This window comes from Nonomuraea sp. NPDC050202, assembly GCF_040656115.1.
Taxonomy (GTDB): Bacteria; Actinomycetota; Actinomycetes; order Streptosporangiales; family Streptosporangiaceae; genus Nonomuraea.
This window is the reverse complement of the sequence record NZ_JBFALF010000001.1, coordinates 713451-731278: the sequence shown is the minus strand read 5'-3', so window position 1 is coordinate 731278 and position 17828 is coordinate 713451. Positions and strand designations below refer to the sequence as shown.

The window sequence follows — 17828 nt, the reverse complement described above, 5'->3', positions numbered from 1 at the left end:
GTTGATGAGCATTCGACCGATCGACGTGGCCCATATCGACGGCGGCCCCCAGTGGGTGGAGGCGGTGGCCACGCCCTCCGGTGTCGAGGTCTGGTGGGACGAGCCGCGCCCGCACGAGGGCGGCAGGCGCTGCGTGGTGCGCCGCCTGCCGGACGGCTCCCGCGTCGACGCGCTCCCCGCGGGCTGGAACGCCCGCAACCGGCTCGTCGAGTACGGGGGCCGCTCCTGGCGCCCGCTGCCCGGCGGTGGGCTGGTCTTCACGAACTGGGCCGACCAGCGCCTGTACCGGCTGGACGGCGGCGATCCCGTGCCGCTCACCCCGGAGGGCCCGTCGCGGTACGGCGACCTCTACCTGCCGCCGGGCAGGGACGAGGTGTGGGCGGTCAGGGAGATCGCCGACGTGCGGGACCTGGTGGCGGTGCCGCTGGGCGGGGGCCCGGTCAGGGTCGTCGCCAGGGCCCAGCACTTCCTGATGAATCCCCGCGTCTCCCCTGACGGCCGGTGGGTGGCCTGGATCGGCTGGGACCACCCGAACATGCCGTGGGACGGCACCGAGCTGTGCGTGGCCCCGCTGTCCGGGGACGGCTCCGCCGGGCCGTACGAGGTGGTCGCGGGCGGCCCGGAAGAGTCGGTGTTCCAGGCCGAGTGGCGCGACGACACGAGCCTGTACGCGGTGACGGACCCGACCGGCTGGTGGAACGTGCATCTCGTCCCCCTGGACGGCTCCCCCGCCCGCAACCTCACCCCGATGGAGCTGGAGTTCGGCGCGGCCGCCTGGAAGCCGGGTCTGACCTGTCTCGCCGTGGCGGAGGACGGCCGCCTGGCCCTCGTCTACGGCACCGCCGACCACCGCCGCCTGGGCGTGCTGGACCCCGGAACCGGCGACCTGCGGGAGATCGGCGGCGCGGCCACGCACTGGTCGTCGACCGTGTCGGTCGCGGGCGGCAAGGTGGCGGCCGTGGGCGCGACGCCGTACACGCCGCTGGAGGTCACGCTGGTCCGCCTGGACGACGGCGCGCACGAGGTGGTGTCGCCGCGCAAGGCGCTGCCGGACCGCGACCTGCTGCCCACGCCCGAGGCGGTGACGATCGAGGGGGTGCACGCGCACCTGTACCCGCCGTCCGGGCTTCGGGGGCCGGGACCGTGGGTGATCTTCGCGCACGGCGGCCCCACCGGGAACCTGCCGGTCATGCTCGACCTGGAGATCGCCTACTTCACCAGCAGGGGCATCGGCGTGGCCGTGGTGAACTACGGCGGCTCCACCGGTTACGGCCGCGCCTACCGGGAGCGGCTGCGCCACCAGTGGGGCGTGGTGGACGTGCAGGACTGCGCCAGGGTGGCGCGCGGCCTGGTCGAGCTGGGCCGGGCCGACGCCGCCAAGCTGGCCGTCAGGGGCGGCAGCGCGGGCGGCTGGACCACGGTGGCGGCGCTGGTGCACAGCGACGTGTTCGCGGGTGGGGTGGCGCACTACGCGATCACCGACCCGGAGAGCTGGGCCGCCGAGACGCACGACTTCGAGTCGCGCTACCTGGATGGGCTGGTGGGCCCGCTGCCGGAGACGCGGCAGCGCTACACCGAGCGCTCCCCGCTGCTGAACGCCTTCCGCGCCTCCGGCCCCTGCCTCATGCTGCACGGCCTGGAGGACAAGATCGTGGACGTCTCCCAGGCCGAACGGTTCACCGCCGAACTGGACAAACATGGCAAAGAGTGGGCACTGCTCACCTTCCCCGGCGAGCAGCACGGCTGGCGCAGGGAGGAGACTATCGTCGCGACGTTGGAGGCCGAGCTGGCCTTCTACGGGCTGATCTTCGGCATGGAGACGCCTGAGGTGCCGCCGTTGACCTTGAAGGGGAGAGCGTGAAGAGCGTTGCCGAGATCTGCTCGGATCTGATCAGGTTCGACACCACGAACCCGGGCTCGGGCGAGCGTCCGGCCGCCGAGTACGTCGCCACGCTGCTGGCCGACGCGGGCCTGGAGCCGGTGGTGTTCGAGTCGGCACCGAAGCGGACCACGGTCGTGGCCAGGATGGACGGCGACTCGCCCGACGCGCTGCTCGTGCACGGCCACCTCGACGTGGTGCCCGCCGACCCGGCCGAGTGGCGGATGCACCCGTTCTCCGGTGAGATCGAGGACGGCTGCGTGTACGGGCGGGGCGCGGTCGACATGAAGGGCTCGTGCGCGATGACGCTGGCCACCGTGCTCGGCATGCGGGCCCGGGGCGAGCGGCCGAAGCGGGACCTGGTGCTGGCGTTCCTCGCGGACGAGGAGGCCACCGGCGACTACGGCTCGCGGCACGCCGTGAGCGAGCACCGGGAGCTGTTCGACGGCGTGAGCGAGGCGATCAGCGAGTCGGGCGGGTTCAGCGTGGCCTCGCAGGAGCACCGGGTGTACCCGATCGCGGTCGGCGAGCGCGGCACCGCCTGGATGAAGCTGACTGCGCACGGCGTGGCCGGGCACGGGTCGCGTCCGGCCGTGGACAATCCGGTCGCGACGCTGGTGCACGCGTTGTCGCGGGTGGCCGCGTACGAGTGGCCGGTGCGGCTGACCCCGACGGTGGCGGCGCTCGTCCAGAGCCTGTCGGAGATCACCGGCCGGCCGATCGACCTGGACCGGCTGGACGCCGAGGCGACCCGGCTCGGGGCGCTGGGCAGCCTGTTCAGGAGCCAGATCCGCAACTCGGCGAACCCGACCATGCTCGACGCCGGCTACAAGGTCAACGTCGTGCCCTCGACGGCCTCCGCCCACGTGGACGGGCGGTTCATGCCGGGGTTGCAGGAGGAGTTCCTGGCGACGATCGACGAGCTGCTCGGGCCGAAGGTCACCCGCGAGTTCGTGAACCTGGAGGACGCGCCCGACGCGCCGTACCCGTCGGCGTTCTTCGACGAGCTGGCCGGGGCACTGGTGGCCGAGGACGCGCTGGCCAGGCCGGTGCCGTACGTGATGGCCGGGGGCACGGACGCCAAGTCGTTCGCCAGGATCGGCATCAAGGGGTACGGGTTCGCGCCGCTGATGCTCCGGCCCGATCTGGACTACTTCGGGATGTTCCATGGGAAGGACGAGCGGGTGCCGGTGGAGGGCCTGGAGTTCGGCACCCGGGTGCTGACCCGCCTGTTCACCTAGCGATCGGGGGCGCCCGCTGCCGGCGAGCGCCACACCGCCGCACGCGTAGGCGCCACCACGGCCGACTTCACCCAGGCCCTCGACACGCTGATCCGGGGCCTGGAAAGTGAGCGATCCTAGTGGAACAAAACATTCCGTTCTGATAGAGTGGAGTCACCGACACGAAAGGGGCTCACTCATGAGCGACAGCGTCACCATCAGCGGCTGGGACGTTCTCGACGCCTCGCACGAGGCGCTGCGCCGGGCCGTGCGCGCGGTGCCCGCCGGCGGCTGGAGCCTGCCCACGCCGTGCGCCGGCTGGAGCGTCGCGCACGTCCTGCAGCACGCCGCGGGCGACCAGATCGGCTTCGCCGCCGCGCTCACCGGCGAGCCCGGCCCCTCCTTCGACCCGTTCGACCCCTCGGGCACGATCGACGGGGACCCGGGCGCGTTCCTCGAGGACGCGCTGGAGCGCTCGGCCAGGGCGTGGGCCGGGGTGGACCGGACGGCCGCCGAGGTGGCGACGCCGGTGCCGCCGCACAAGATGACGCCGGAGTCCGGCTCCGCGGCGTGCGCGCTCGACGCGGGCGTGCACGCCTGGGACATCGCGATGGCCTGCGGCGGGCCCTCGCCGCTCACGCCGGAGCTGGCCCGCCCCATGCTGGAGGTGGCCAGGCAGATCGTCGAGCCGCTGCGCGCCTGGGGCGCCTACGCCCCGGCGCTGGAGCCGCTGCCCGGCGACGACGACGTCGCCGCGCTGCTGCGTTACCTCGGCCGCGACCCCCGCTGGACCGCGGCCTCCTGACCCGTCAGGCGAACTTGCTCTTCGGCCGTTCCTGCAGCACGCCGTCCACGTACACGTCGAGCTTCTCGTCGTAGAACGCGATCAGCCCGGCGATCTTCGTGCTCTCCGGCAGCGGCGTCCGGTACGACCACGCCAGGTCCTTCTTGCCGTTGACCGACCAGTACTCGGCCGTGCCCTTGTAGGGGCAGTGCGTGGCGGTGTCGCTGGGCTCCAGCAGGTCCAGCCGCACGTCGGTCTTCGGCAGGTAGTACCGGGCGGGCAGGCCGGTCTCGAAGAGGATGCGCGGGTTGCGGGAGTCGGCCACGGTCACGCCGTCCACCTCGATCCGCACGTGCCGCGAGCCGGCCAGGATGTCCACCCTGGTGTACGGGTCGCGGGCGTGGAAGAACACCTCCTCGTCCTCCTCGAACCAGGCGTCCATCGCCTCCCACTCGAAGCGCACGTGCCCCCGGATCTGCTCCAGCGGCGACTCGGGGTAGGCCAGGGCCGCGTCAGCGGCCTCGGCGGTGCCCGAGGTGACGGTGTAGACCACCGCGTCGCCCCTGCTCGGGGAGTGCTTGGTGGCTCCGGTGGCCTTCAGCGCGGACTCGTCCACGTCGTCCAGCGGGAAGTAGTAGGTGGGATAGTACGGGACTTCCCACACCAGCAGGGCGGAGGTGGTGTCGGCCACCACCCGGCCGCCCAGATAGGTTCGCACGCGCTTGGCCGTGCGCTCGACACGCACCCGGCCGCGGTTCGTGGCATCCATGTTCGCGCCAACCCCGCCGGGCACGCTCCTATTCCACGGGTACGGGCTCAGCTCAGGCCGAAGGCGTTCAGGGTCGCCCAGGTCGTGAGCGTGCCGGCCGCCGCCCCTGCGACGACCTGGGCCCAGGTGTGGTGCGTGAGACGTACTCTCGCCCAGCACACCAGCCCCACGACGGCGGCTCCCGTGATCGCGGTCGGCCACGCGGGCAGGACGTGGGTGAGCACCACGACCGTGCCGGCGGAGACGGCGGCGTGGAAGGAGATCTTCCAGCGCAACGTGATCGGCACGGTCACGCCCAGGGCGACCAGCATCGCGGTCACGGTGGCGACGAGCAACGTCGGCGCGCCCATCACCACCAGCAGCGCCAGCGCCACCAGCACGGCCGCCACGGCGGCGAGCAGCGGGCCGGTACGGCGGGCGCGGTCCACGATGTGGTGGGAGTCGAGCTTGCCCGAGCGCACGCCCACCGCGATCACCGCCGCCGGCACGCCGCCGCAGAACGCCGACGCCACCAGCCCCCAGGCCGCCCCCGACCACCCCTGGGCCAGCAGGCCGACGAGCGGCGGCATGATGATCACCAGCACCTGCGGTGCCAGCACGTTCGTCACCCGTCTCGCCACCAGGTCGGCCGTCATGTCAGGAAAGATTACGCGATCATGGCACCCGCACCTCGCAACGGGGCCAGATGGCCCGCGGCGGCAGCGGGTTTTCCGCCCCGGCCCGCGTCAGGGGCCCGTGCGGCGGCGGTGGCGGGCCGGGCGGTCCGGGGCGGGGGACGGCTCCGGGCGCGCGGGCGTGTCGAGGCGGGGCTGCGGCGTGAAGAAGTCGCCGCGCGTGGCGGTGGCGTCCTCACGCGCGAAGAATCCGTCGTGCTCGTCCTGGTCCGGCTGCCGGGAGAAGAAGTCCTCGTGCTCGGTGTCGTGCGCGGTGTCGTGCGCGTGCGCGGCGAAGAAGTCCCCGCCCCGCCTGGAGGCCTTGGCCCGCGAGCCCGGCCCCGCGTCCCGGGCGGCAGGGTTCCGGGCGGCAGGGTTCCGGGCGGCAGGGCCCCGATCGGCGGGATCTCGATCGGCGGGGGCCTCCGCGAGCCGCCGGGACGCCGTCAGGGCGGCCAGGGCCGTCGTGATGGGGACGGCCGCGATGAGCCCCAGCGTGCCGACGATGCTGCGGACGATCTCCTGCGCGATGACCGGCGTGGACATCACCTCGCCCAGGGGCTGCTCCCCGATGCTGAACAGCAGCAGCAACGGCAGCGACGCCCCCGCGTACGCCAGGATGATGGTGTTGATCACCGAGGCGATGTGCGCCCGCCCGATCCGGCTCGCGGCCCGGTAGAGCTTGGCGAAGCCGTACGACGGGTTGGCGTGGGCCAGCTCGGCCACCGTCACCGCCTGCGTGACCGTGACGTCGTCGAGCACCCCCAGCGCGCCGATGATGATGCTGGCCAGCAGCAGCCCCTGCGTGTCGATGGACAGGCTCATGTCCAGGGCCAGCGCGCTGTCGTCGGTGATCCCGTTGAGCCGGGCGAACCCCAGCGCCACGTACGACAGCCCCCCGGTCAGCGCCAGGCTGGCCAGCGTCCCCAGCACGGCCACGGACGTGGACAGCGAGAAGCCGTGCGTCAGGTAGAGCACCGCCAGCATGATCGCCGAGGCGCCCACGATGGCCACCAGCATGGGCGACCGTCCCTCGAGGATGCCGGGGATCACGAACGTCAGCAGCAGCACGAACGTGACCGCCAGCCCCACCAGCGCCGTCACCCCCCGCCACCGCCCGAAGGCGATCACCGCAAGCGCGAACGCCGCCCCGAACAGCCACAGCGGCAGGGCCCTGTCGTGATCGGAGATCTGGTAGGCGCCGTCGGCCCCGCGCAGCAGGATCACCTCGTCGTCCACGGTGAAGTGCTGCGCGCCGGGGCCGCTGGGCAGGCGGAGCTCGACGTCCTGACCGGCGTCGGGCCCCTCACCGACCTTCACGACGGCGTTCCCGCAGGTGGCGGGGTCGGGCTGGGGCGAGCCCTCGACGGCGGCCGGGCAGGTCTTGAGCGTGACGCCGACGACCGTGCCGGTCAGCCGCTGCACGCCGGACTGCGCCGGGGCGGCCTCCTTCCCGCCGGCCGGCCAGAGCCACACCAGGGCGATCAGCGTGACGACGGCCAGCGGCACCAGGACGGCCAGGCCGGCCACCACCGTGCGCCGCGAGCTGGGGACGGCGGTGCCGTGCGCGTGGTTGGCGCCCATTGCGTGAAAGGTCCTCCTCGACGTGACGGACATGGGGCGTGACGGACTAGGACACGTGACGAACTAGGACAGTTGTACTGCACGCGGCCCCACAGGGTAGGCCAGATGCCATGACACGGCTGGTGGGCACCTCCGGATGGCAGTACAAGGACTGGCGCGGGGTCCTGTATCCGGAGGGCGTGCCGCAGCGGCTCTGGCTGGAGACGTACGCGGCCGAGTTCGCCACCGTGGAGAGCAACAACGCCTTCTACCGGCTGCCGAGCCCGGAGTCGTTCGCCGCCTGGCGCGAGCGCACGCCGCCCGGCTTCGTGATGGCCGTGAAGGCCAGCAGGTTCCTCACCCACATCAAGCGGCTGGACGAGCCGGAGGAGCCTGTCGCGCGCCTGATGGGCGCCGCGGCCGGGCTGAAGGAGAAGCTGGGCCCGATCCTGCTGCAGCTCCCGCCGACGCTGAAGGCCGATCCGGCCAGGCTCGACCGGTGCCTGGGCTGCTTCCCCGCGGGGGTCCGGGTGGCCGTGGAGCCGCGCCACGACTCCTGGTGGACCGAGGAGGTGCGGCAGCTCCTGGTCGCCCGCGGGGCCGCCCTGTGCTGGGCCGACCGGCTGGGCCGGCCGCAGAGCCCGCTCTGGCGTACGGCCGGCTGGGGTTACGTGCGCCTGCACCAGGGCCGGTCCGGCTGGGAGTACGGCGAGAGCGCGCTGCGGACCTGGGCCGCCCGGGTGCGCGAGGCGGGCTGGGAGGACGCCTGGGTCTACTTCAACAACGACCCGGGAGGGGCGGCCGTGCGGAACGCGAGACGATTTGCCAGACTCGGCTAGTGCACACGCGGCTTTACCGGAACGGCGTCCTGGAGAAGGAAGGCTTCCCCGTCGAGGAGGTCTCCGACCACGTGGCGGACCCGGCGAACGCGGTCTGGTTCGACCTGTGCGCCCCGTCGCCCGCCCAGCTCGCCGCGATCGGCGAGGAGCTGGGGCTGCACGAGCTGGCCGTCGAGGACGTGCTCACCGACCACCAGCGGCCGAAGGTGGACGTCTACGACAACCACCTGTTCATCACGGTGTACGGGCTGCACCTGGAGGCGGGCCGGATCGTCCCCGTCGAGGTGAACGTCTTCGTCACCGCCAACGCCCTGGTCACCGTGCGGGAGAACGACCGCTTCGACATCGGCGGGGTGGTCAGGCGCTGGGACGCCGCCTCCCGCATGGCCCGCCACGGCGTCACGTTCCTGCTGCACGGGCTGCTCGACTACGTCGTGGACCAGCACTTCGACCTGGTGCAGGACCTCGACGGGCAGGTCGAGGCGATGGAGGAGGCGCTGTTCGTGCAGGGTGTCCGCGACAGCAGGGCGCTGCAGCACTCCATGTACGTGCTGCGCAGGGACACCACCAAGCTGCGCAGGATCACCTTCCCGATGCGCGAGGTGGTCGGCACCCTGCTCCGCCGTGACCAGGACCTCGTCGCCGACCCCGTCATGAAGCCGTACTTCGAGGACGTCCACGACCACGTCCTGCGTGTCATCGAGTGGGTGGAGTCCATCCGCGACATGCTCGCCAACGTCCGCGAGACCCGCCTGTCGCAGCAGGGCTTCCGGCTGAACGAGATCATGAAGCGGGTCACGAGCTGGGCCGCGATCATCGCCGTGCCCACCGCGATCACCGGCTTCTACGGCCAGAACGTGCCCTATCCGGGGTCGGGGACGCCCGCCGGCTTCTGGACGTCCTCGGTGCTGGTGGCGCTGGCCTCAGCGGGACTGTACGCGGTGTTCAAGAAGAAGGACTGGTTGTAGGGCCGCGAAGGCGCCGGGGCACGGCCGGCTCGTGACCTGCGGGGTGAGCACGAGCGACAGCCGCACCTCGCCGGCGCCGGAGGCCGGGTAGAGGGGCAGGCAGCGCCCGCCCGAGATGACCGTCCTGCGGCCGATGGAGGTCGTCAGCAGCGACAGCTCCTCGTACGTGGCCGGCTCGGCGAGCCGCAGCAGCCACAGGTCCCCCGGCAGGCGCACCCGCTCGCCCTCCACCGCGTAGTAGTCGAGCACGCCCTCGTTGACCGACAGCACGGCCCGCATCGTGAACCGGGTGCCGTCCACGGTGAACAGCTCGGCGGAGGGGGCCCTGTAGATGCTGTGCACGTAGCCGAGGGCGAAGCCCCGGGTCACGGGGAGGCCGTTGACGGTGAGGCGCCCGGCACCGTCGCCGGTGCCGAGCGCCGCCACCGCCGCGAGCGTCAGGAGCAGGCGGATCAGCCCTTCTCCTTGTAGTAACGCGCGGCGCCCGGGTGCAGCGCGACCGGGGCCACCTGCTGGCCCATGGCCGGGTCGAGCTTCTGGGCCTCGGGGTGCACCTTCGCCAGCTCGGACTTCTTCTCGAACAGGGTCTTGGTGATGTCGTAGGCGAGCTGCTCGTTCATCGAGTCCGGCACCAGCAGCACGTTCGCGATGCCGACGGTCTGGAGCCGGCCGGACAGCTTGTAGGTGGCGGACATGTCCACGTTCAGCGCGACGTACTGCTGCCCGTACGTGGACTGCATCTTCGCCAGCACGTCGCTGGTGTCGAGCATCTTCATGTCCGGCTTGCTGGTGGCCAGGTCGGTGATGCCGGCCGTGGGCAGGCCGCCGACCCAGAAGAACGCGTCGATCGTGTCGTCCTTGACCGCCTGCACGGACTCGTTGATCGAGAGCTGCTGCTTGGTGATGTCGGTGTCGGGGTCGATGCCGGCCGCCTCCAGCATGCGCCTGGCGACGACCTGGGTGCCGGAGTTGGCGGGGCCGAGCGAGACGCGCTTGCCCTTCAGGTCGGCGACCTTGGTGGCCTCGACGCCGGGGGCGACCACGACGTGCGTGTAGTTGTCGTAGATGCGGGCGATGGCCTTGACGGGCTGCTTGGCGGTGAAGGTGTCCTTGCCGTTGACCGCGTCGGCGGCCGTGTCGGACTGGGAGAACCCGATGTGCGCCTTGCCCGAGGCCAGCAGCTTGATGTTCTCGACGGAGGCCGAGGTGACGGACGCGGTGGCCCGGGTGTTGGCGATGTTGGCCGAGAGCTGCTGGGCCAGGCCGCCGCCGTAGACGTAGTAGACGCCGGTCGTGCCGCCCGTGGCGATCGACAGCCGGTTGCCCGAGCCGCCGCCGGCGCCACCGCCGCCGCAGCCCGCCACCGCCAGGACCGTGGCGGCGACGATCGTGAGAATCCGCTTCACGCTGCTCTCCTTCTCCTGCTTCTGATGAGGTGCATGGCGGCGGCCACGGCCAGCACGGCCAGACCGGCGACGATGGGGACGGGTTCGAGGAACAGCAGCAGCACCGCGGCCACCGCCGCCAGCAGCCGCTCCGGCAGGCCGGCCAGCCCTCCGGTGGCCATGGCCAGCGCGGCCACCGCGACGGCCGAGACCGCGGTCATCAGCAGCACGGTGCCGATGGGCCCCTGCCCGAGCAGCGCCTGCCCGTTGGGCGTCAGCACGAAGGCGAACGGCACCAGGAAGGCCGGCAACGTGTAACGCCAGGTCATCATCATGGTCTTGTACGTGTTGCCGCCGGTGATCGCGGCCGCCGCGACCGCCGACAGCGCCGTGGGCGGGCTGACCTCCGACAGCACCGCGTAGTAGAAGACGAACATGTACGCCTCGGGCCTGGTGACGCCGAGGTCGAAGAGCGCCGGCCCGATGATCACGGCCGCGATGATGAAGCTGGCCGTCACCGGCACGGCCAGGCCCAGCAGCAGCACCGCGATCGCCGCCATGGCCGTGGTGATGACGAGGTTGCCCGCGCCGATGTCCACGATGATGTCGGCCAGGTTCTGGCCGAGCCCGGTCAGCGTGATCGCGCCCACGATGATGCCCGCCGCCGCGCAGACCGCGGTCACCGGCAGCACCTCCAGCGCGCCCTTGGCCAGCGCCTGCCCGATCCGCTTGGGCCCCATCCGGTGCGCGGGGTCGAGGAACGACAGCAGGAACGCGACCGCCGTGGCGATCACCACGGACTGGAACGCCGACCGGTTCATCGCCATCAGCACGACGATGAGGATCAGGGAGCTGAAGTGGTAGCCGAAGCGCAGCAGCAGCCGTCCCACCCTGGGCGCGTCCACCTGCACGGCCTGGGTACCGAAGCGGCGAGAGTCGATCTCGATGGCCAGGAAGATGCCGAGGTAGTACAGCAGGGTGGGGATCGTCGCGTACAGCAGCACCTGCAGGTAGCTGACGCCCAGGTACTCGGCGATGATGAACGCCGCCGCGCCGAGCGTGGGCGGCGACAGGATGGCGCCGATGCCGCCGGCCGCGAGGATGCCGCCCGCGGGCTCCTTGGGGTAGCCGGCCCGCCGCAGCACCGGCCAGGCCACGCTGCCCAGGCTGACCGTGGTGGCCACGCCCGAGCCCGACACGGTGCCGAGCAGGAAGCCGGCCGTGGTGACGGTGCGGCCGGGGGCGGCTCGGGACTTGCGGAAGGCGGCGAAGCTCAGGTCGATGAAGAACTTGCTGGCGCCCGAGTAGTCGAGCACCGCGCCGTAAATGGTGAACAGGATGATGTAACTGGCCGCCACCTGCATCGGAACGCCGAAGAAACCCTCGGTGCCGGTGTAGAGCTGCGACACGATTTGCCCGATATCAAACCCGATATGCCCGATGGTCCAATCAATGGGCAAATATGAGCCGTAGTAGGCATAAATCAGGAAAAGGATGCAGATGATGGCGAAGGCCCAGCCGACCGTGCGCCGTACCGCCTCCAGCAGCAGCACCGTCAGCACCACGCCCGCCACGATGTCCAGGTCCGTCAGTGCCGCGCCCGAGCCCCGGTCGCGGAACGCGTCGATGTCCAGCAGCGGGTAGAGCAGCACCGCCAGCGACGCCGCCGCGAGCGCCCAGTCGGCCGCGCTCGGCCACTCCGCCCGCGACCCCTCCCCCGCGGGAGCGGGCTCCGGCCGCCGCAGGAGGCGCCGCGCGTACGGCGCCATCCCGGAGCGGTAACAGAGGAAGACCAGCGGCAGCGCCACCGCCAGAAAGGTCATCCGGTGCTCGATCGCCTCGACCGGCCGGAAGACCACCATCAGCGAGTACGCGGAAAGCAGCCCGCCGACGACCCACACGCCGAGTTTGAGCGGCCCGCCCAATTGCCGCGCCGGACGTTCCTGCTCGTGGGCGGAGACCAGCTCTGCCTCACGGTCGCTCAGCTCGGTCAAATGCGTCCTCCCCGACACGGCGTTGCAGGGACTTTACGAGCCGTTCAGGTGATCAGGGAAGCTCCGTTATGCATTTGATTTCCGCTTGTCAGGCGAACGGTCGCGATTGCGCGGCCAACTGCTCGATCGGCACCTCGCCCGCCTGGCTCCCGTCGCGCAGCCGCACCGCCGCCCGCCCGCTCGCCACCCCGCCGGCCACTTCGCGCGGGCCCACCACCAGCTGGTAGGGCACCAGCCGGTGGGCCCTGATCCTGGCCCCGAGGCTGCTCCGGTCGGCGGGCACCAGCTCGGTCCGCAGCCCGGCCGCCACGCACCGGCGCAGCACCTCCTCCGCGCCGGCCAGTTCGGCGTCCGACAGCGGCAGCACCACCGCCTGCACGGGCGCCAGCCAGGCGGGGAAGGCACCGCCGTGCACCTCGATGAGGTGGGCGACCAGGCGCTCGAGGCCGCCGACCACGCTGCGGTGCACCATCACGGGCCGCTCGCCGCCCACGTAGCGCAGGTCGAAGCGCTCGGGCTGGAAGTAGTCGACCTGGACGGTCGACAGGGTCGACTCGCGGCCCGCCGGGTCGGCGATCTGGATGTCGATCTTCGGGCCGTAGAAGGCGCCCTCGCCGCGCTCCTCGTCGTACGCGCGGCCCCGTTCCTTCAGCACGTTCCGCAGCACCGACTCGGAGCGCGCCCACATGGCCGGGTCGTCCACGAACTTCTTGCCCTCGCCGCGCAGCGACAGCCGGTAACGCGCGGCCCGGATGCCGAGCCGCTCGTGCGCGGCCTCGATCAGGTCGAGCGCGGCCGACACCTCGGCGGCGGCCTGCTCGGGCGCGCAGAACACGTGCCCGTCGTTGAGCTGGATGGCCCGCACCCTGGTCAGCCCGCCCAGCACGCCCGACAGCTCCGCGCGGTACATGCCGCCCAGCTCGGCGATGCGCAGCGGCAGCTCGCGATGGCTGCGCTGCCGGGAGCGGTAGATGATCGCGTGGTGCGGGCACAGGCTGGGCCGCAGCACGAACTCCTCCCCGCCCACCTCCATGGGCGGGAACATGTCCTCGGCGTAGTGCGCCCAGTGCCCCGATCGTTCGTACAGCTCGCGTTTACCCAGCACCGGCGAGTTGACGTGCTGGTATCCGTTGCGGCGCTCCAGCTCGTGCACGTAGTCCTCGACGGCCTTGCGCACGGCGGCGCCCGCGGGCAGCCAGTAGGGCAGGCCGGCGCCGATCAGCGGATCGGTGCCGAAGATGCCCAGCTCACGGCCGAGCCTGCGATGGTCGTTCATGATCATCCTTTCCGTGGAAAGGGCGAACGACCAGCAGTCCCGGGCGTCCGCCCGGGAAGCATGCGGTCAGCGCGCCGGGACGGTGTCCGGCGTCGTCGTGACGGAGGCGCGCTGCATGTGTACGACCATAGCACCGCCCGCCCGGGTGGCACCCGGGTAAATAGTCGGGCCGAAAATCGTCAAATGATATAAAAGCACCGTGGCCCAGATCACCGTGGACGTGCGCCATCTCCAGGCGTTCGCCGAGGTCGGCTACCAGGTGGCGGGCGGCGGGGGCGCGCACGGGGCGATGGCGGCGCTGCGCCGCGTGGTCCCGCTCGACGCCTACGAGTTCGTCGCGTACGACCCCGCCACCGGGCGGCACCACAGCGTGATCTCGGACGGCCACTCGCGCATCGATCAGGACGCGGCCGAGGAGTACGCCGGGCTGGCGGCCTACCGCAAGGCGATCTCCACCCGGGCGCCGGTCCCCATGCCGGAGCCCGACACCGAGCGGTACTTCCGCCGCCACCTCGCCCCCTACGGCTGGCGGGCCGGGCTGACGGCGCCGCTGTTCCTGAGCGAGGGCCGTTACACGGGGCTGCTGCACCTGGCGTCCAGGCAGGCGTTCCCGCGGCTCACGGGCGCGCTGGTGGCGGCGGTCAGCCCGATGCTGGCGCACGTCACCGACCTGAGCAGGTGCGTGATCGACCCGGTGGGGCTGCCGCCCGACTTCCGCGCGGTCGCCTACGACCGGGTCGGCACGCGGCGCGAGGTGCCGGGGCACGAGGTCTCGGCCGCGCTGTGGGACGATCCGGCGATGGCCGCGTACGCGCGGGCGTTCATCGACTCGCGCGAGCTGAGCAGGCGCGGGCTCTGGCCGGGCGCCGGCGGGCGGTGGCACGAGGTGCGGCTGCTGCGGGCCGGCGTCGGCTTCCAGGGGACGCTGCAAGGGGCCGTGGCGGCCGAGCGGCGCTGCCACCTGCCGTACGACCTGACGGGCCGGGAGGTGGACGTGCTGACCCGGGTGGCGGCGGGTGACTCCAATCCGCAGATCGCGGCCGCGCTCGTGCTGAGCGTCCGCACCGTCACCACGCATCTGGAGCACATCTTCGCCAAACTGGGCTGCGACAGCCGCACCCGCCTCACCACCAAGGCCCTGGCCGAGGGTCTGTGCCGGCTCGATCTCTGACGGTTCTGGATCTCTGAGGATCTCAGCGGGCCTGGCTCACCACCAGTCCCAGTCGCCTCCCCAGGGGCCGCCCCACCAGCGCCTGCGGCGGCGGCAGCGGCGGCGGCGCCAGCGGCGGCGCCCGCAGCCTCCACCTTCGTGGAAGCCCGATATTCCGGCCATGATTCCTCCTCCGCATCATCGCTCCTTCATCCACACGATAACCACGCAAATCGCCTTAAACTAGGACATATCCACTGATTTCGCCGGGCCTTGACGGCGACTTCACCACGTAAACCGGCGCCCGGCCAAGAGCGCCCGCGAGACCGGCACGACCCCTGCCCCGTCCGCTCACGAAAGTCGCGATAGAAATTTCCGGAAGGCGTGTCCTTCCGCGCTCGTCCCGTTCGTAGACATGGCGACGCGGCACTCCGGCCGCGCGAGACGACCACACACGACCACAGACGACAGGGAGACCGGCCATGAAGTACATGCTGCTGATCAACAGCCCCGCCACCGAGAGCGACGCCGAGATGGCCTCGTTCGAGGAGTGGGTGGCCTACGACAAGACCGTCAGGGAGTCGGGCGTGTACGTCGCGGGCGAGTCGCTCGCCGACCTCACCACCGCCACGACCGTCCGCGTGAACGCGTCGGGCGAGCGGACCGTCACCGACGGGCCGTTCGCCGAGACGCGGGAGGTCCTCGGCGGCTTCTACGTCATCGACGTGCCCGACCTCGACGTCGCCCTCGACTGGGCGGCCCGCTGCCCGGGGGCGCGCGGCGGCGGCTCCGTCGTGGTCCGTCCGGTCGCCGAGTTCGACTGAGCCGCGACCGCGGGCGGGAAGGGATGATGATGGCGGCGGTGGGATCCTCCATCGAGGCGGTCTTCCGCGAGGAGCGGGGCCGGCTCCTCGCGGCCCTGGTGCGCCGCTTCGGCGACCTGGACCTGGCCGAGGAGGTCGCCTCGGAGGCCATCGAGGCGGCACTCGTGCACTGGCCGGCCGGCGGCGTGCCGCCGAACCCGGGGGCCTGGCTGATGACCACCGCGCGCCGCCGGGCCGTCGATCGGCTGCGCCGCGACCGCGCGTACGCGGCCCGCCTGGCCATCCTCCAGGTGGAGGCGGAGCGGGCCGGGCCCGCGGCGCCCGCCGACACCGGCGGCGAGCTGCCGGACGAGCGGCTGCAGCTCTTCTTCACCTGCGCCCACCCCGCCCTGCCCGCCGAGGACCGGGTGGCGCTGACGCTGCGCTGCCTGGCCGGGCTGACCACGCAGGAGGTCGCGCGCGCCTTCCTCCTGCCGCCCGCCACCATGGCCAAGCGCATCGTGCGGGCCAAGAAGAAGATCCGCGAGGCCCGCATCCCGTTCCGCGTGCCGGGCGCGGACGAGCTGCCCGAGCGGCTGCCCGGCGTGCTCCAGGTGATCTACTCCGTCTTCACCGAGGGGTACGCCGCCAGCACCGGCCCCGACCTGCAGCGGCCGGACCTGGCGGAGGAGGCCATCCGGCTGGCGCGCATCCTGCGCCGGCTGCTGCCCGGGGAGCGGGAGGTCGCCGGCCTGCTCGGACTGATGCTGCTCGTCCACGCCCGCCACGAGGCCAGGATCGGCGCCGACGGCGAGCTGGTCCTGCTCGACGACCAGGACCGCTCCCGGTGGGACCGCACGATGATCGAGGAGGGGCAGGGCCTGGTGGTCGCCGCGCTCACCGGCGGCCCGCCCGGCCTGTACGGCGTGCAGGCCGCCATCGCCGCCCTGCACGACGAGGCCGCCGACGTCGCCACCACCGACTGGCCGCAGATCGTGGCACTGTACGACGTGCTGCTCGCCCTCGCCCCGTCCCCGGTGATCGCGCTCAACCGGGCCGTGGCGGTGGCCATGCGTGACGGCGCCGAGGCCGGGCTGGCGCTGCTCGACGAGCTGGCCGGGGAGCCGCGGCTGCGCGGTTACCACCCGTACGCGGCGGCGCGCGGGGACCTGCTGCACAGGCTCGGCCGCCACCGTGCCGCCGCCGACGCCTACCGCCAGGCCCTCGGCTGGGCGGGGACGGAGCCCGAGCGCGCACACCTGCGGCGCCGGCTCCAGGCGTGCGAGGCCGGCTCAGGAGAGGGCGACGACTAGCCCCCTGATCTCGTATCCCCCGATGTCGTTGTTGAACGTCACCCTCGGGGCCGCCGCCATCGAGACCCCCTCCATGGCCAGGAGCCGGGTCAGGAAGACGTCGGTCTCGAGGATCGCGACGCCGGATCCCGGGCACTTGTGCGGGCCGTCGCCGAACGCCAGCGCCGCGGCCCCCGTGCCGTCGCCGACCGCCCGGCCCGGCCGCACCGCCAGCGGCTCGGCGCCCACGGCGGCGGGGTCGGTGTTGGCCGCGTCGACCAGCACCTCGACCAGCGCGCCCGCCGGCACCGTGACCGGCCCGCCGTCGCCGGGCAGCTCGATCGCGGCCGTCGTGCGCCGCCGCAGCCGGGACACCACCGGCTCCAGCCGCACGATCTCGTGCAGCACGGCCAGCCGCTCCGGCTCGTCCGCCTCCCGGTAGCGGGCCATCAGCGCGTCGTCGCTGAACAGGTGCCAGGCCGCCACGCAGATGAACTCCCGCGTGGTCACCATCCCGGCCGCCGCGAACGTCAGGCACTCGCCGAGGATCTCCGCCGCCGAGCACCCGTCGTCCAGCAGGTGTGAGATGAGGTCGTCACGCGGCTCGCGGCGGTGGTCGCGGATCGCCGGGCGCACGTCGGCCAGGTAGACGCGCATCCAGTTGACGTTCTGCCTGATGGTCCAGTAGAGGCCGTGGAGGCTGGTCAGGCCGGGCCGGCCGTACTTCTCGGGGAAGAAGCGCTCCAGCCGCTCGCGGATCCCCGGCCTGCCGGAGGTGAGCCCGATGATCGCGCTCGCCACCTCGATCGCCATCCCGAAGCTCAGCTCGGAGAGCTGCGCCCGGCCCGCCGCCCGCAGCTTCGCCAGCTGCTTGTCGGCGACCTCCGCCATCAGCCCGCGATACCGCTCGTCCACGCGGCGGGGCGTGAAGAACCGCGCCGTCTGCCGCCGATCCTCACGATGCTCGGGACCGTCGCGGTACAGCACCGGCCGCCGGACCCTGGCCGGCAGCTTCTCCACCGTCTCGACCCCCAGCCCGGCCTGGACGGTGGCCTCGCTGCGCAGCACGGCACGGGCCGCCGCGAGGCCGCTGACCTGCCAGGTGCCGTCGTCCGCCCGGTGGATCGGGCAGCTCTGGTGCCGCTGCGTGCCCGGCCGCTCGACCTTCCGAGCGTCGCCGCCGTCCCGACTCACGTCCCGTGTCTCCCGTCCGTAGCCGGCTCCCGCTGACCATGGTCCTTCGCGACCGGCCG

General features: G+C 72.3%; 16 protein-coding genes and 1 pseudogene. 8 read left to right on the top strand and 9 right to left on the bottom strand.

Features of this window, described 5'->3' with window-relative positions; genetic code table 11:
• The first annotated feature begins 4 nt into the window (after positions 1 to 4).
• The 3 genes from AB0I79_RS03625 to AB0I79_RS03615 all read left to right on the top strand — a co-directional run bounded on the left by AB0I79_RS03625 (position 5) and on the right by AB0I79_RS03615 (position 3904).
• Positions 5 to 1861, top strand: coding sequence for a prolyl oligopeptidase family serine peptidase (locus AB0I79_RS03625; protein WP_357866375.1), 1857 nt, complete (start codon positions 5 to 7; stop codon positions 1859 to 1861).
• On the top strand, positions 1858 to 3120 hold the full coding sequence (locus AB0I79_RS03620; RefSeq protein WP_357866374.1) for a M20/M25/M40 family metallo-hydrolase: 1263 nt from the start codon (positions 1858 to 1860) through the stop codon (positions 3118 to 3120). Before AB0I79_RS03625 ends, AB0I79_RS03620 begins: the two co-directional genes overlap by 4 nt.
• A gap of 178 nt (positions 3121 to 3298) precedes the next feature.
• Complete coding sequence (locus AB0I79_RS03615; RefSeq protein ID WP_357866372.1) at positions 3299 to 3904, top strand: TIGR03086 family metal-binding protein; 606 nt, start codon at positions 3299 to 3301, stop codon at positions 3902 to 3904.
• Between the two features lie 4 nt (positions 3905 to 3908).
• Here AB0I79_RS03615 and AB0I79_RS03610 read toward each other — a convergent pair whose 3' ends face one another.
• The 3 genes from AB0I79_RS03610 to AB0I79_RS03600 all read right to left on the bottom strand — a co-directional run bounded on the left by AB0I79_RS03610 (position 3909) and on the right by AB0I79_RS03600 (position 6889).
• Positions 3909 to 4652: a DUF427 domain-containing protein gene (locus AB0I79_RS03610; RefSeq protein WP_357866370.1), complete on the bottom strand. Its 744-nt coding sequence runs from the start codon at positions 4650 to 4652 to the stop codon at positions 3909 to 3911.
• 47 nt (positions 4653 to 4699) lie between these two features.
• On the bottom strand, positions 4700 to 5287 hold the full coding sequence (locus tag AB0I79_RS03605; RefSeq protein ID WP_357866368.1) for a hypothetical protein: 588 nt from the start codon (positions 5285 to 5287) through the stop codon (positions 4700 to 4702).
• Positions 5288 to 5377: 90 nt separating this feature from the next.
• Positions 5378 to 6889: a YibE/F family protein gene (locus AB0I79_RS03600; protein WP_357866367.1), complete on the bottom strand. Its 1512-nt coding sequence runs from the start codon at positions 6887 to 6889 to the stop codon at positions 5378 to 5380.
• A 110-nt stretch (positions 6890 to 6999) separates the two neighbouring features.
• Here AB0I79_RS03600 and AB0I79_RS03595 point away from each other — a divergent pair, with 110 nt between their 5' ends.
• A complete protein-coding gene (locus tag AB0I79_RS03595; protein WP_357866365.1) occupies positions 7000 to 7707 on the top strand; it encodes a DUF72 domain-containing protein in 708 nt (235 codons plus the stop codon).
• The gene (locus AB0I79_RS03590; protein ID WP_357866364.1) at positions 7707 to 8675 is read left to right on the top strand and encodes a magnesium transporter CorA family protein; all 969 of its coding nucleotides are present in this window, start codon (positions 7707 to 7709) and stop codon (positions 8673 to 8675) included. The genes AB0I79_RS03595 and AB0I79_RS03590 overlap by 1 nt, the downstream gene beginning before the upstream one ends.
• Here AB0I79_RS03590 and AB0I79_RS03585 read toward each other — a convergent pair.
• The 4 genes and pseudogenes from AB0I79_RS03585 to thrS all read right to left on the bottom strand — a co-directional run.
• The gene (locus AB0I79_RS03585) at positions 8631 to 9101 is read right to left on the bottom strand and encodes a hypothetical protein (protein ID WP_357866362.1); all 471 of its coding nucleotides are present in this window, start codon (positions 9099 to 9101) and stop codon (positions 8631 to 8633) included. The genes AB0I79_RS03590 and AB0I79_RS03585 overlap by 45 nt on opposite strands.
• Positions 9102 to 9127: 26 nt before the next feature.
• Positions 9128 to 10081 (bottom strand): TAXI family TRAP transporter solute-binding subunit, encoded by a 954-nt coding sequence (locus tag AB0I79_RS03580; RefSeq protein WP_357866360.1) that lies wholly within the window; start codon positions 10079 to 10081, stop codon positions 9128 to 9130.
• Positions 10078 to 12054, bottom strand: coding sequence for a TRAP transporter fused permease subunit (locus AB0I79_RS03575; protein WP_357866359.1), 1977 nt, complete (start codon positions 12052 to 12054; stop codon positions 10078 to 10080). The genes AB0I79_RS03580 and AB0I79_RS03575 overlap by 4 nt, the downstream gene beginning before the upstream one ends.
• A gap of 88 nt (positions 12055 to 12142) precedes the next feature.
• Positions 12143 to 13348: pseudogene (thrS, locus tag AB0I79_RS03570) on the bottom strand (threonine--tRNA ligase); the annotation flags it as partial.
• A 181-nt stretch (positions 13349 to 13529) separates the two neighbouring features.
• Here thrS and AB0I79_RS03565 point away from each other — a divergent pair.
• Positions 13530 to 14501 carry a LuxR C-terminal-related transcriptional regulator gene (locus AB0I79_RS03565; protein ID WP_357866357.1) on the top strand — a complete coding sequence of 324 codons (972 nt, stop codon included), beginning with the start codon at positions 13530 to 13532 and terminating at the stop codon, positions 14499 to 14501.
• Positions 14502 to 14537: 36 nt separating this feature from the next.
• Here the strand turns inward: AB0I79_RS03565 and AB0I79_RS03560 are convergent, their stop codons facing one another.
• Positions 14538 to 14663 (bottom strand): hypothetical protein, encoded by a 126-nt coding sequence (locus AB0I79_RS03560; RefSeq protein WP_357866355.1) that lies wholly within the window; start codon positions 14661 to 14663, stop codon positions 14538 to 14540.
• Positions 14664 to 14962: 299 nt separating this feature from the next.
• Here AB0I79_RS03560 and AB0I79_RS03555 point away from each other — a divergent pair, with 299 nt between their 5' ends.
• Both AB0I79_RS03555 and AB0I79_RS03550 read left to right on the top strand, forming a co-directional pair.
• Positions 14963 to 15304, top strand: a complete 342-nt coding sequence (locus AB0I79_RS03555; RefSeq protein WP_357866354.1) for a YciI family protein — start codon at positions 14963 to 14965, stop codon at positions 15302 to 15304.
• Between the two features lie 29 nt (positions 15305 to 15333).
• On the top strand, positions 15334 to 16596 hold the full coding sequence (locus AB0I79_RS03550) for an RNA polymerase sigma factor (protein WP_357866352.1): 1263 nt from the start codon (positions 15334 to 15336) through the stop codon (positions 16594 to 16596).
• On the opposite strand, the gene AB0I79_RS03545 is transcribed toward AB0I79_RS03550, so the two are convergent.
• Positions 16576 to 17769 carry a cytochrome P450 gene (locus AB0I79_RS03545; RefSeq protein WP_357866351.1) on the bottom strand — a complete coding sequence of 398 codons (1194 nt, stop codon included), beginning with the start codon at positions 17767 to 17769 and terminating at the stop codon, positions 16576 to 16578. The genes AB0I79_RS03550 and AB0I79_RS03545 overlap by 21 nt on opposite strands.
• Positions 17770 to 17828 lie beyond the last annotated feature (59 nt).